This is a genomic window from Alteromonas sp. WD8-37 (assembly GCF_055326825.1).
Window position 1 is genome coordinate 750,083 of the sequence record NZ_JBUZOV010000001.1, and the last position, 12,828, is coordinate 762,910.

The 12,828-nt window shown below is 54.2% G+C and carries 15 protein-coding genes; 9 read left to right on the forward strand and 6 right to left on the reverse strand.

Annotated elements, in window-relative coordinates; translation table 11 throughout:
• Positions 1 to 29 precede the first annotated feature (29 nt).
• The 7 genes from ACTUJZ_RS03310 (at position 30) to rssA (ending at position 6,701) form a co-directional block, all read left to right on the forward strand.
• Complete coding sequence (locus tag ACTUJZ_RS03310; RefSeq protein ID WP_463635235.1) at positions 30 to 509, forward strand: FixH family protein; 480 nt, start codon at positions 30 to 32, stop codon at positions 507 to 509.
• Positions 510 to 538: 29 nt separating this feature from the next.
• Positions 539 to 2,914 carry a heavy metal translocating P-type ATPase gene (locus tag ACTUJZ_RS03315; RefSeq protein ID WP_463634837.1) on the forward strand — a complete coding sequence of 792 codons (2,376 nt, stop codon included), beginning with the start codon at positions 539 to 541 and terminating at the stop codon, positions 2,912 to 2,914.
• 11 nt (positions 2,915 to 2,925) lie between these two features.
• Positions 2,926 to 3,123: a cbb3-type cytochrome oxidase assembly protein CcoS gene (gene ccoS / locus ACTUJZ_RS03320; protein WP_463634838.1), complete on the forward strand. Its 198-nt coding sequence runs from the start codon at positions 2,926 to 2,928 to the stop codon at positions 3,121 to 3,123.
• Complete coding sequence (locus tag ACTUJZ_RS03325; protein ID WP_463634839.1) at positions 3,116 to 3,787, forward strand: sulfite exporter TauE/SafE family protein; 672 nt, start codon at positions 3,116 to 3,118, stop codon at positions 3,785 to 3,787. The genes ccoS and ACTUJZ_RS03325 overlap by 8 nt, the downstream gene beginning before the upstream one ends.
• 87 nt (positions 3,788 to 3,874) lie before the next feature.
• Positions 3,875 to 4,801 (forward strand): universal stress protein UspE, encoded by a 927-nt coding sequence (uspE, locus tag ACTUJZ_RS03330; RefSeq protein ID WP_463634840.1) that lies wholly within the window; start codon positions 3,875 to 3,877, stop codon positions 4,799 to 4,801.
• Between the two features lie 72 nt (positions 4,802 to 4,873).
• Entirely contained in the window at positions 4,874 to 5,803 is a 930-nt protein-coding gene (ttcA, locus tag ACTUJZ_RS03335) for a tRNA 2-thiocytidine(32) synthetase TtcA (protein ID WP_463634841.1), read from the forward strand.
• Position 5,804: 1 nt separating this feature from the next.
• Positions 5,805 to 6,701 (forward strand): patatin-like phospholipase RssA, encoded by an 897-nt coding sequence (gene rssA, locus ACTUJZ_RS03340; RefSeq protein WP_463634842.1) that lies wholly within the window; start codon positions 5,805 to 5,807, stop codon positions 6,699 to 6,701.
• On the opposite strand, the gene ACTUJZ_RS03345 is transcribed toward rssA, so the two are convergent.
• Genes ACTUJZ_RS03345 through ACTUJZ_RS03370 form a run of 6 tightly spaced genes read right to left on the reverse strand, consistent with a single transcriptional unit; the run spans position 6,698 to position 11,098 of the window.
• Positions 6,698 to 7,342 (reverse strand): DUF2987 domain-containing protein, encoded by a 645-nt coding sequence (locus tag ACTUJZ_RS03345; RefSeq protein WP_463634843.1) that lies wholly within the window; start codon positions 7,340 to 7,342, stop codon positions 6,698 to 6,700. The genes rssA and ACTUJZ_RS03345 overlap by 4 nt on opposite strands.
• Complete coding sequence (locus ACTUJZ_RS03350; protein ID WP_463635236.1) at positions 7,339 to 8,127, reverse strand: glucosaminidase domain-containing protein; 789 nt, start codon at positions 8,125 to 8,127, stop codon at positions 7,339 to 7,341. The genes ACTUJZ_RS03345 and ACTUJZ_RS03350 overlap by 4 nt, the downstream gene beginning before the upstream one ends.
• Positions 8,120 to 8,863 carry a hypothetical protein gene (locus tag ACTUJZ_RS03355; protein WP_463634844.1) on the reverse strand — a complete coding sequence of 248 codons (744 nt, stop codon included), beginning with the start codon at positions 8,861 to 8,863 and terminating at the stop codon, positions 8,120 to 8,122. The genes ACTUJZ_RS03350 and ACTUJZ_RS03355 overlap by 8 nt, the downstream gene beginning before the upstream one ends.
• A gap of 59 nt (positions 8,864 to 8,922) precedes the next feature.
• The gene (locus ACTUJZ_RS03360) at positions 8,923 to 9,546 is read right to left on the reverse strand and encodes a LysE family translocator (RefSeq protein ID WP_463634845.1); all 624 of its coding nucleotides are present in this window, start codon (positions 9,544 to 9,546) and stop codon (positions 8,923 to 8,925) included.
• A 2-nt stretch (positions 9,547 to 9,548) separates the two neighbouring features.
• A complete protein-coding gene (cobB, locus tag ACTUJZ_RS03365) occupies positions 9,549 to 10,256 on the reverse strand; it encodes a Sir2 family NAD+-dependent deacetylase (RefSeq protein WP_463634846.1) in 708 nt (235 codons plus the stop codon).
• Entirely contained in the window at positions 10,253 to 11,098 is an 846-nt protein-coding gene (locus ACTUJZ_RS03370; protein WP_463634847.1) for a sulfurtransferase, read from the reverse strand. Before ACTUJZ_RS03370 ends, cobB begins: the two co-directional genes overlap by 4 nt.
• Positions 11,099 to 11,438: 340 nt before the next feature.
• Here ACTUJZ_RS03370 and ACTUJZ_RS03375 point away from each other — a divergent pair, with 340 nt between their 5' ends.
• Together ACTUJZ_RS03375 and ACTUJZ_RS03380 are read left to right on the forward strand one after the other, a co-directional pair.
• Positions 11,439 to 12,269: a glycosyltransferase family 2 protein gene (locus tag ACTUJZ_RS03375; RefSeq protein ID WP_463634848.1), complete on the forward strand. Its 831-nt coding sequence runs from the start codon at positions 11,439 to 11,441 to the stop codon at positions 12,267 to 12,269.
• 75 nt (positions 12,270 to 12,344) lie between these two features.
• On the forward strand, positions 12,345 to 12,752 hold the full coding sequence (locus ACTUJZ_RS03380; RefSeq protein ID WP_463634849.1) for a hypothetical protein: 408 nt from the start codon (positions 12,345 to 12,347) through the stop codon (positions 12,750 to 12,752).
• Positions 12,753 to 12,828: the final 76 nt, after the last annotated feature.

The following is a 12,828-nucleotide window of genomic DNA, read 5'->3' on the forward strand; positions in this document are numbered from 1 at the left end:
CCTAAGTGTGTGGTGGATGTAAAAACATGATGCAAAAGCCCTGGTATAAAGAATTCTGGCCGTGGTTCTTAATTGCGATCCCCACGGCCTCTATGGTGATGGGGGCGGTGCTACTCAAATTGGCAGTCTCTACCCAGGACAGTCTGGTGGTGGATGATTATTACAAACAAGGTAAAGCCATCAACGCCTCGCTGGCCAAGCAAAAAGCTGCCCGCCGCCTCAATGTGCAGGCCCGGGTAACTATCGACAACGGCGCGGTGTCGGTACAGTTTGCCAGTGGCGCCCCGGCCAATGGCCAGGCCCTGCAACTCAACTTTTACCACACCACTCTGGCCGAGCGCGATTTTAGTATGTTGCTGACCCGGGATGCCGGTGGCCGCTACCGCGGCTATACCGAACAAGCCAGCCAGGGCAAATGGCAAATGACCCTCACCCCGCTTGATGAAAACTGGAAAATTCAGCAGCAAATCTGGCTGCCCGCAAGCGCACCGATTGTGCTGGAGCCTTAGATGGACGCTTGTGAGATGGGCGCTTTTTAATGGATACTCCGGTCACTGCTTGCTACCACTGCGGCCAGCCCACCAATCCCAATATGCCGCTTAGTGCTACCGTGCTGGGCCAACCACGCCCTATGTGCTGCCCAGGCTGCCAGGCAGTGGCCCAGGCTATCACCGCCAACGGGCTGGAAGATTATTACCAGTTTCGCACCCAGCCGGCAGATCCGGCCAGCCCGGCTGATGCCGCTTTGATGGCACGACTAGCGGTGTACGATGACCCGCAGGTGCAAAGCGAGTTTGTCATCAGTGATGGCCCCAGTGCTGAGATCCAGCTGACCCTGGAGGGGATCAGCTGCGCAGCTTGTGGCTGGCTGATTGAAAAACAACTCACCCGCATGACCGGTGTCCAGCAGGTGGCGGTCAATGTGAGCCAGCGCCGGGCCTGGATCCGCTGGCAAGCCCAGGCGCTTAACTTAAGCCAGATTTTACAGGAACTGCAGCGCATTGGTTATCAGGGTTATCCGTTTCAGCCAGATAAGCACGAAGCAGCCTTTGCCGCTGAGCATAAGCGCTATTTAAAAAAACTGGGGCTGGCCGGCCTGATGACCATGCAGGTGATGATGCTGATGGCTGCCACCTATTTTGACCCGCTGGACAACATGACAGACCAGATGCAGGGCTACCTGCACTGGATCAGTCTGGTACTCACCACCCCTGTGGTGTTTTACGCCGGCAGTGTGTTTTACACCGGCGCGTTGCGGGCGCTTTCTGCCCGCCAGGTGAATATGGATGTGCCCATCTCATTAGCCATCGGGCTGACCTATACCGGTGGTGCGTATGCCACCGTCAGTGGCCAGGGGCCGGTGTATTTTGAGTCCATCTGTATGTTTATCTTTTTACTGCTGCTTAGCCGTTTTGCCGAGCACCGCAGCCGCCAGCATGCCATGCACACTTCGGCTAATATGCTTAAATACATCCCGGTAACCGCCACCGTGGTGGACGGCGATACATTGCATGCGGTGCCCGCCAGGCAGCTGGTCTGTGGCCAGCGTGTACGGGTGCGTGCCGGTGAAACCATTCCGGTAGACGGCCATATTGTTACAGGCTCAGCTGAGGTTAATGAATCAATGCTCACCGGCGAATTTGCCCCGGTGGCCAAGCAGCCCGGCGATGCTGTATTCGGCGGCAGTGTATGTATTGATAACCGGCTGGATATCGAGGTGGGCCAGCCTCTCAAGCATTCCCTGGTCAGTCAGATTGTGCAGCTGCAGGCCAAAGCCATGGCCAACCGGCCACGTCTGGCGCAACAAGCTGATCAGCTGGCGCAGTATTTTGTTTGTGCGGTATTGGTGCTGGCCGCATGTACCTTTAGCTATTGGCACTGGGCCGGCCAGCCTGACGCTATCTGGATTGCTGTGGCGGTGCTGGTGGCCACCTGCCCCTGTGCGCTGGGCCTGGCCACGCCCACGGCGTTATCCTGTGCCATGAGCAGCCTCAACAGGCTGGGCGTGTTAATCAAGCAGGCTGATGTGCTTGAAACGCTCACCCGCTGCCAGCGTCTGGTATTGGATAAAACTGGCACGCTGACTGAAGGCCGCTACAGCATTGAACAATACTGGTTGGCACCTGCAGCAGATCCCAGCCACATTGCACAGCTAGCCGCCAGTTTAGAAGCCGGCTCAGAACACCCTATCGCCGCAGTATTTACCGCATCGTCTTTGTTACCGGTGGATGATTTTTGCGTGCATCCCGGCCAGGGTGTGGCCGGTACCATTGATGGTAAGGCCTACCGCATGGGCACGCCAGCCTTTGCCGGTGTCTGTCAGGCAACGCCCTTCGAGCCCAGTGTGGTATTAAGTTGTGACGGCACGCCTCTGGCAGCCTGGTTATTGCAGGACAGCCTCAAAGACGGGGTCGCCGAAGTACTTGGCACCACCAGTCCGCTACATCTGACCATTTTGAGCGGAGACACCCATGCCAGTGTGCAGCACATCGCCCGGCAATTGCATATTGACGATTTTTTTAGCCGCCACACCCCGGCCCAAAAGCTGACCCGGGTAAGCCAGTGGCAGGCTGAGCGGCAACGCCTGATCATGGTCGGCGATGGTATCAACGATGCCCCGGTCATGGCCCAGGCCGATGTGGCCATCAGTGTAGGCAATGCCACTGATATCGCTCGTAGTGCGGCAGATATTGTGCTGCTTACACCCAGTTTACGCGCACTGCCCGTTCTGCTGCGCCAGGCCCAGCGCACCACGGCAATCATTCGTCAGAATCTGGGCTGGGCGCTGGGCTACAATGCGCTGGTGCTGCCGCTGGCGATGACCGGCATGCTCAGCCCCTGGATGGCTGTGCTTGGTATGTCATTTAGTAGTATTATCGTAGTGGTAAATTCATCGCGTTTACAGCGCCCGTAAGAGGCCTAGTCATGTCCATCATCTATGTACTCATCCCGCTGGCTGTGTTGATTGTGGCCATTGCGGTGGCGGTGTTTTTCTGGGCGGTGAAATCTAATCAGTTCGACGACCTGGACCGGCAGGGCTATTCCATTTTGTTTGATGATGATTTGCCACCAGAACAAAAAACCGACCCCGCCAGCGACAAACCTTCGGCCAAGGATGACTGAACTATCTGTTCTCACCGCCTTCATGCTGGGCTTGGCCGGCGGGCTGCATTGTTTTGGTATGTGTGGCGGCATTGCCTCAGCGCTGCGCATGGCGACGCCTAACCAGCATTCCCACTGGCCGTATACCCTAAGCTATAACAGCGGGCGCATCATCAGCTACGCTCTGGCCGGTTCGCTGGCCGGGGCGCTGGGCCAGATGGGCAGCCGCCTGCCCGGCGGCCCGGCAGTGCTGGGGCTAATCAGTGGCTTATTACTGTTGGCCATGGCCGCCTATCTGGGCCGGTGGTGGCTGGGCCTGACCTGGCTGGAGCGCCAGGGTGCCGGACTGTGGCGCTACCTGCAACCGCTATCCCAGCACTTTGTGCCATTTTCATCCCCGCTGGCTGCGTTTCCTTATGGCCTGATTTGGGGCTGGTTACCCTGTGGCCTGGTGTATTCTACGCTGAGCTGGGCATTGGCCAGTGGCAGCGCAGTGGATGGAGGGCTTATCATGCTGTGCTTTGGCTTAGGCACCCTGCCGGCGCTGGTGGCCACCGCTTTGGGCGCGCAATGGCTGATGACCCGTCTGCAACAAGGCTGGGTTCGCCAGTGCCTGGCCTTAATGATAGCGCTGTTTGCACTGGCGATCCTCACCCGCGCTATACAACATCTGCTGATGGGCTAAGCCCAGGCCATTCAAATTTAAGCGGCTTTTGTGCCTTTCGCGTACTACACTTTTACAGTAGGTTGCGACTTTTGCCGGAGCATTTGCATGATCAATTACAACTCTATTCTTGCGGTTATCGACAGTGATCTGGATACCCAGCCTGCCTTATCCCGCGCTCTGGAACTGGTCGATAAAACCGGGGCAGAATTGCATGTGGTGCTGGTGGTGTACGACTTTTCGTATGAGATGACCACCATGCTGTCCGGCAACGAGCGTGAAGCCATGCGCGCCGCGGTGGTCAAAGACCAGACCCAATGGCTTAAAGAACTGGTGCAAGGCTACACCGAGCAATCGGTGCACGTTCATGTTAAATGGCACAGCCGCGCCTTTGAGGCGGTCATCCGCACCGCCTATGATTGTGCTGCGGATATTGTGATCAAAGCTGCCCGCCAGGCCGATGATCTGGCTTCGGTGATCTTCACTCCCACCGACTGGCATTTGTTACGCCGCTGCCCGACCCCGGTGCTGATGGTCAAAGAACACGCCTGGCCAGCCAATGGCAATATCATTGCGGCGGTGAATGTGGGCACCGAAGATCAGGAGCATGCCCAACTCAATGACAAAATCACTGAGGTAGCGATGGATTATGCGCAACTGCTCACCGGCAATGTGCATCTGGCCAATGCCTACCCGCGCGCGCCGGTCAGTATCGCCATTGAGATCCCCGAATTTGATACCGAAGCCTACCATCATTCGGTACGCGAACATCATATGCAGGAGATGCATGCCCATTGCAAAAAGCACGGTATTGATACCGCTTGCTGCCAGGTTCACGAAGGTATGCCCGAGCAGGTGGTGGCGCAAATGGCCCATCAGCTGGATGCTGAACTGGTGGTCATCGGCACCGTAGGACGTGTGGGCTTATCCGCAGCCTTCATTGGTAATACTGCCGAACATGTGATTGATGCCCTGCATTGCGATGTGCTGGCCATCAAGCCTGATGGCTTTGTCTCGCCTGTGCACGCAGAATGATTTGGCACGCGGTGCTTTCAGCAACCGGTGGGCTTTTGTATAATCACGCTTTTTACAGCCAAGTTGTAGTGTATGAGTCAGCAAGCCCAGGCCGCCGAAGGCAGCCACAGCTCCCAGAGCAAGCAAAAATACAGTTTTAATAAACTGCAAAAGCGGTTACGCCGCAATGTGGGTAAAGCCATTGCCGATTTTTCCATGATTGAGAACAACGACAAGATCATGGTGTGTCTGTCCGGCGGCAAAGACAGTTACACCATGCTGGATATTCTGTTGTTTTTGAAAAAGATCGCGCCGATCCACTTTGACATTGTGGCGGTGAACCTGGATCAAAAGCAGCCCGGTTTTCCTGAGCATATCCTGCCGCAGTATTTAGATGAGCTGGGCGTAGACTACAAAATCGTTGAAGAAGACACCTACTCCATCGTTAAAGATAAAATCCCGGAAGGCAAAACCACCTGTTCGCTGTGCTCTCGGCTGCGTCGCGGGATCCTGTACCGCACCGCCACCGAGCTTGGTGCCACCAAGATTGCGCTTGGCCACCATCGCGATGATATGTTGGAAACCCTGTTTTTGAACATGTTTCATGGCGGCAAGCTTAAATCGATGCCGCCCAAACTGGTCAGCGATGACGGCCAGCACATCGTGATCCGGCCGCTGGCGTACTGCACCGAAAAAGATATTGAAAAATATTCCAAAGCTGTTGATTTTCCGATTATTCCTTGCAATCTTTGTGGCTCGCAGGAAAACCTGCAGCGGCAGAATATCAAGCACATGCTGCAGGATTGGAATCAACGCTTTCCGGGCCGTATTGAATCAATGTTTCGCGCTATCCAGAATGTGGCACCTTCGCATCTGCTGGATCGTGAACTGCACGATTTTGATGCAGTCACCCGTGCAGACGGGCCGGTCAGTGACGGCGACACTGCGTTTGATACCCCGGAGTTTGCCCCTGAACCCAGCACGGAACAGGATGTGGTACAGATCGTTAATTTGATGGAATAATATGAAAATAGGCATTGCATTGGGCGCTGGCGCTGCCAGAGGCTGGACACATATTGGTATTATCCAGGCATTGGAAAAGCTTGGGGTGAAGATCGATATCGTGGCCGGCTGCTCCATCGGTGCCTATGTGGGCGCTGCATATGCCAGTGGCAAGCTGGATGAACTGCGCGAATGGTCATCATCGCTCACCGAATGGCAGGTATTGTCATTGATGGGCATCGGTATTCGTAAAGGCGGCCTGGCCAGTGGCCAAAAGGTGTTTGATAAACTGCGCAATGATTTGTGTGTAGAAACCTTTGATGAAATGCACAAAAAATTTGCCGCGGTGGCCACAGACTTACACTCTGGCCGTGAAGTTATGTTTGCTGCCGGTCCGGTGGGCAATGCGATTCAGGCATCCTGCGCCATCCCCGGTTTGTTCAGCCCGGTATTACATGACAACCACTGGCTGGTGGATGGCGCGGTGGTCAATCCGGTCCCGGTTAACTTGTGCCGGCAACTGGGCGCAGACTTTGTGATTGCAGTGAACCTCAATGCCGACTTTTTGCCTCAGCGGCTGGAAAAACTGGCCGAAAAACATGAAGCCAACGAGCGAAAAACCGACCACTTTTTACAAAAAAGCTCTGGCGTCATCCGTCAGTGGTTTTCACCAGATAATGGCCCGGATGTAAATACCCCGCCAGGGATATTGAGTGTGATGAGCAGTTCGCTGGAGATTTTGCAGGCGCGGGTGACCCGCTCGCGGCTGGCCGGTGACCCGCCGGATGTGTTGATCGAGCCGCAGTTAACCGATGTGGGTTTACTGGAATTTCACCGGGCGGCCGAACTGTGCCAAAAAGGGGAAGAAACCGTCAATCGCCTGGCCGAGCAGATCCGCTACCAGCTGGTGATGAACTAACCCCGGCCAGCAATGGCGGTTATGCGTAACGGTTTTTCCGGCAAAGTAAGCGATTTTTTCTGTGCCAGCCAGGTGTTGGTTAAGCGTAGCTGCCCGCCCTGAATAGCCGGGGCGCCAGCCAGTGGCCGGTTTAACTGTTCATCGGCAAAGTGCACCGTTAACCCCTCCACAGTAGGCATCATGAATGACAAAAAGCTGCCCATTTCATTAAAAAATGCCTCGTAGTGCTCCACCAGCATGGCCAGTTCTTCAGCGTTATAACGGGTTTTTAAATAGGCCGGCCGGGTTTGTAGCTGCACTGACATATCACACTGATTAGCTGGCCCCGGCAGAGCAATGTGCACCATGGCGTCGGCCAGTTTCAAGGCATGCTCGGTAGGTAAGGAAAAACGTTGCTCGGCTGTGATAATCACCGGCATGGTTTGTTTATCGGTCACGATGCTGACTTTATCCAGCGGGCACAGCCGGCGCTCTTCGATGTGCACAAAGCCAAAGGCAAATTCTAAAGCCTGCACATCCTCGCCGCTCAGTTTGGCCAGGTGGCTGTAAAAGCGGCTGTATTCTACTTCCATTGTGTCAGCCCACACCGGGCTGGCCATCACAGCCAGACATACCGCACCAACGCGCAATAAATTCGTCATTCGCTTAAATACTCACGGTTAAAGCGCATCATGGCCTGCAGTTCTTCAACATACGACGCTCCGCGCTGTGAATAATTCATCAGGCCTTCGGCCAACGCCATGCCGGTCAGTTGCTTTTGATTGCGACGTAACCGCGACCGGATATTGCGCAGATCGCGATAGGCATTATGGCGGTTGATATTGCGCATGTAGGTATAAGTTGCGCGAGATAAATTATCAAACTTAGCCACTTCATGGGCAGCGCCTTTGCTACGCTGAGACGGTACAAAACCGCAGCCTTTACGAAAACACCACAGACCAAAAAAATTGTAGCCCTGCTGAGCAAACCGGCTGGTGCCCCAGGCTGATTCATTGGCCGCTTGGGCCAACACCAATTCTGCCGGCAAGATATCCACGCGGCGTAACAAGATGGTCAGCTGCTCGTCTAACTCTTCAGCTTCAACATCGTATTCTTCCACCAGCCAGGCAATGCGCTGGGCATCATCTTCAGACAGCGGCTGGCCGCTGTTGTGCTGGCGCTGCAGCGTTTGTACAAAGTGGCGCAATGACAACAGATATTCATTTTGCTTTTCTATTTCCGGGCGCAAATAGTCATAAAACGCCCCCTTGCGATCTTTAACATTGTCATAGGACGCAAAGTCCGGCACCGGCCGCGACGACTGCTTGGTTTCCGGCACATCCAGAATGTCCGGCTCGTCGGTGGCCAGGATCCATGCATTAATCACCACAACGGCCAGCACACCCAGTATGATAAGCACAATTTTGACAGTTTCAGTTTTATGCATCGAACGTCGACTCACGTTGTGTTGCTACCGCTTTAGGTGCGGCCGGTTGCCCATCCTGGGCAAACAAATCCTGATACAGCAGGCCCAACGCGGCATAATACAGGGGCATCACCCATAATAACGCAACGCCCAGCGTAAAGACCACTAGCACCGCCAGCAGAATAAATACTGCAAATAGCCCGGCGAAGCCTAACAGATACTTGTTCACCACCCGGCAGGATAATATCAATGCGGTTACAATCGACAGCTTTTTATCTGCAATGAGCGGTAAGGTAAACGAGGAAGCTACAAACAGATAGATCCCGGGTAATAACAACAGCCACAGGCCCAACTGTACCAGCATCGAAATCAGCAATTGGCCAATGGCCAGCACCAGAACGCTGGGAATATACTGGAATAACTGAGAAAACTGCCCTTGCCCGCCAGCGGAGAGCCGCGCGGACAGTAAGATCAGACCCGTGATAATTGGCGCAGTTAAAAACACCCCGGCAATATCCAGCATTATTTGCTGTTCCGGGCTCATGTTCTGCAATGTCTCGACCGGATACTGGCTAAACAGGATCCCCAGCAGCAAGGCACAGATGAGGATCAATACTGCACAGCCGCTCATCAGTAGCGGATAATGCAGTTTAACCATTTCATTGGCGCGGCCAAAAATGCTGGCAATCGAAAAGTCATACTCGCCATTTAGCGCGCGCTGCAAATTATTTTGTGGTGGTGGGGTAGATTCTGACACTACAACCTCATTTACGTCTAACTACACAATACATACGAAACTTATTTACCGCTGGCGTATTACAGCCACACCAGCTTGACTGCCAGGCCCAGTAACAGCAGGCCCATGGTCCGATCGAGCCAGTAGCCTTTGTCACCAATAAGCTGGGCCACCTTGCTGGTACTTAATAACCAGGACAAAAAGCAAAACCACAGGGCGGTGGCAAGCGCCAGATAAACACCATAGCCCAGTTTCACAGCCAGCGGCGTGGATACATCGATAAAGGCAGTAAACAGCGATAAAAAGAACAAGGTGGCCTTGGGATTCAGGCCGTTGGTTAAAAAGCCGATCCATAAGGCTTTTTTAGCGCCCAGCCCGGCGCTGGCCGGTTTTTGGGTACCCGGTTCACTGGTCGGGGTTGCCGGCGGGCCACTGCGCAAGGCGCCAATGGCCAGATAGACCAGGTACGCTGCGGCTAAATAGCTGATTGCCGTAAACAGCCAGGGCGTGGTTTTTATTAACACACTGAGCCCCACCAGCGAATAGGTCACATGGATCAGGATCCCCAGCCCGATCCCAATACTGGTGTACAGCGCAGCACGCCGCCCAAAGGCCACGCTATGACGAACCACCACCGCAAAATCCGGCCCGGGGCTAGCCACCGCCACCAGATGGATAAGGGCAATGGTTAAAAATTCCTGCATAACTAACTTCTCAAAAATGATGATACAAATGCCGGCACGGTAGTGGCAGCCGGCCCGGCGTGATACTCGGCAAAAACATGCTGCTGATCGGCGGGTTCTAAGTTTAACAGCACCGTGTGCACGCCGTAATCGCGCGCCATCTCAGCAAAACCGGCGGCCGGATAGACCTGACCAGAGGTACCGATGGCCACAAAGAAATCGGCCTGCATAATATGCTCATAAATGGTGTCCATTGCCATCGGCATCTCACCAAACCAGACAATGTCCGGGCGTAGATTGCCCGGCTGGTTGCAACACCAGCAAGCCGTGGTGGCATCAAATGGCGTGTGGGTGGTCCTTGACTGGCCGGTGGCCATACAGCGTGCCGACAACAGTGTACCATGCATGTGTATCACACGCTGACTGCCGCCACGCTCGTGCAAATCATCCACATTTTGAGTGACCAGCAGCAGGTTATCCCCTAGCGTGCGTTCCAGCTCGGCCAGCGCTATGTGGGCCGCGTTGGGCTGAACTGCCGGGTCCTGTAGCTGGGCCCGGCGCGCATTGTAAAAGCGATACACCGTCTCCGGATCGCGGGCAAAGGCTTCCGGGGTTGCCACATCCTCCACCCGCTGCTTGTCCCACAATCCATTGTTATCTCGAAATGTGTTTAAACCTGATTCAGCGGACACCCCGGCCCCGGTAAGTATCACCACTTTTGGCCGGCTCATAGGGTAGCCACCGGCTGGTCACTGCTGCCCCACTCGGCCCAGCTGCCGTCATACACACTGACTTGACGCGCGCCGCACAACAGTGCCGCCACGCCAATAATGCAGGCTGTGATCCCGGAGCCGCAGGTGCAGATGATAGGCTGACCCAGATCAATATTCCGCTCGGCAAACAAAGCGGCTAATTGTTCAGAAGGCAAAAATTGCCCGGTCTGCGCATCTAAGACTTGCTGATAATGCAGATTGACCGAGCCGGGGATATGGCCAGCTTTGACGTTGGGCCGGGGATCGAGCTGCTCACCGCTAAACCGGGCCGGTCCGCGGGCATCCACAATCTGGCCACCCTGCTCACTGGCTGCGGCTACCTGTGGCAAATCCACAAACCAGCCAGGCTGTGACGCGGCTTCAAACAGCCGGTGCACCGGCACCGCAGCTTCACGATTAGTCAGGTAACCAGCGCGTTGCCAGGCTGGTAACCCGCCATCCAGCAGCGACACCTTCGTATGGCCCAGAGCCCGTAACATCCAGTACACCCGGGCGGCACTGAACATCCCGCGGTTATCATAAACCACCACCGGCGTCGCCAGACTGACCCCGCACTGACCAAACAGAGTTTGCTGTGCGCTCACCGTCGGCAGACTATGACTCAACGCAGCATCCTGCGCGCTGGCCGGGCCGTCCAGGTCCACATCCACTGCCCCAGGCAGATAGCTGTCACTGTGGCGATCACTGCTTTTATCTACCGGGTTGTCCATCACACTGCGCAGTACGCACACCCGCTGATGCTGCAGCAAGGCCATCGCCTCGGCACACGGGATCACAGGATGTTGGCAATCGCTGGTCATGACTGGGCCTTTTTTGCAATAAAATTAATCTGTCTATGATACGGATATTTCAGCACAAAAGACAGATGATGAGGCAATGTGGACTTGGTCCCCTGCGAGCAGGATTGTAATAGCTATGCGCTTTATGCTAATACTTATGCACCAGTTCGGTAAATTTAAGCCGGTTACCGGCAATTCTTACACTGAATGCCTCTACGCCACTATCAAGAATATCAAGCAGGCCGTGGGATTTCAGCAAGTTATCGTTTACCGGTTCTGGTTTACTTTTTGCTGCGGTTGCCTGACCGCGCATTTCTCAGGATGCATGTTGTTTTGTCTGAACCCATAAGAGGAAAACAGGATGTCGACCCCATTTAGCGTTGTGACCACAGTGTCACAGTCGGTATCGCAGGATACCCATATCATCAGTGATTTTATTCAGCGATTAGAACAGGCCGAGCACATTCCTGCCGAAGTGGTAATTGTATGGACGGCACCGCCATCCAACCAATCTTTGCTGCAAAGCCAGTGTTTTGATGTGCAGCATCGTTTTTTAACCGGCACCGACCTGCCCCAGGCTAAAGCCAAAAACAAAGCCTTTGCCTGTGCCAGTCACGATGTGGTGGTGTACAGCCAGGCTGATTGTATCTGGCCGGCAGACTTCTTTTCTAACGTGCTGCAACACTGGCAGCCTAAAACGGTGTTTACCTGTGAGGTAGAACCGGTCAGCGCACAGCATACCGCGGCATTGCCCCACCCGGTGGATCTCACGCAATCCCATCAGTCTGCTTTATTTGCCATCAGCAAAACCTTGTTTGAAGAATTGGGTGGCTTTGACGAGCAATTTGCTGGCTTTGGCATTTGCGACATTGACTTTATTACCCGCTGCCGCGGCGCTGGCCTGCATATCCAACAGCTGCCTTTGACCGCCTATGTTCCTGATAACCCGGCCGACCACCCGGTTCATCATCTGGTAGACATAGTGACCAATGCTAATCTGTTTTGTAAAAAATGGGGCTATTACCCGGCTACTCAATGGTTAGCCAGCTTTGTGCAGCACGGCTTTATCAATGCCGACTTTGAGCGCTGCGGTTTATCTATATTGCGCTTACCCAGTGCAGAAGAGATGGAACAGTTGCACCAGAGTCCACCAGTTGCTGCACCATCCGCGCTGCCACGAATGAGCGCCTAGCTGATATTTTATGATCTTTCGCCGGCAACTGTTCTACTGTTAGTAAAGGATGTTTGTTGTAATGGGGAGTAAGGCATGGCGAAGATGCAGCACCGGTATCGTTTTTTTGTAAAAGACAATGTGATTTTTGATATTCCCAGCAGTGTGTATGATGAGTCCAGTGTCGAAGCGTGGCAGCGTGCCATCACCAAATCTGCCAGTGAGTTAGATCAGTGGGTGATTTTATCCATCCCGGATGTCACCCACACTATCACCGCCAATGCGGCCAAAACCATGAAAGCCAATCTGAACGGCCTGGCCAACAATGGCTGTAAAGGCCTGTTGATTCTTACCTCGACGGTGACCGCCAAAATCTTTGCCCATGCTCTGCATAAAGATGATGGTGGATTGTACATCGAAGGCGATGACTCTATTGAAACCCTATGTCAGCGCGCACAATCTCTGCTGGGTTCTGAAGGTATTTTAAATATGGTAGTTAACTGACACGCCTAAGCCTATTCATGCTTTATTGGTATTCCACCGTTGCTCTACAATTTGGCGTGAACAAGACTGCCTTTTG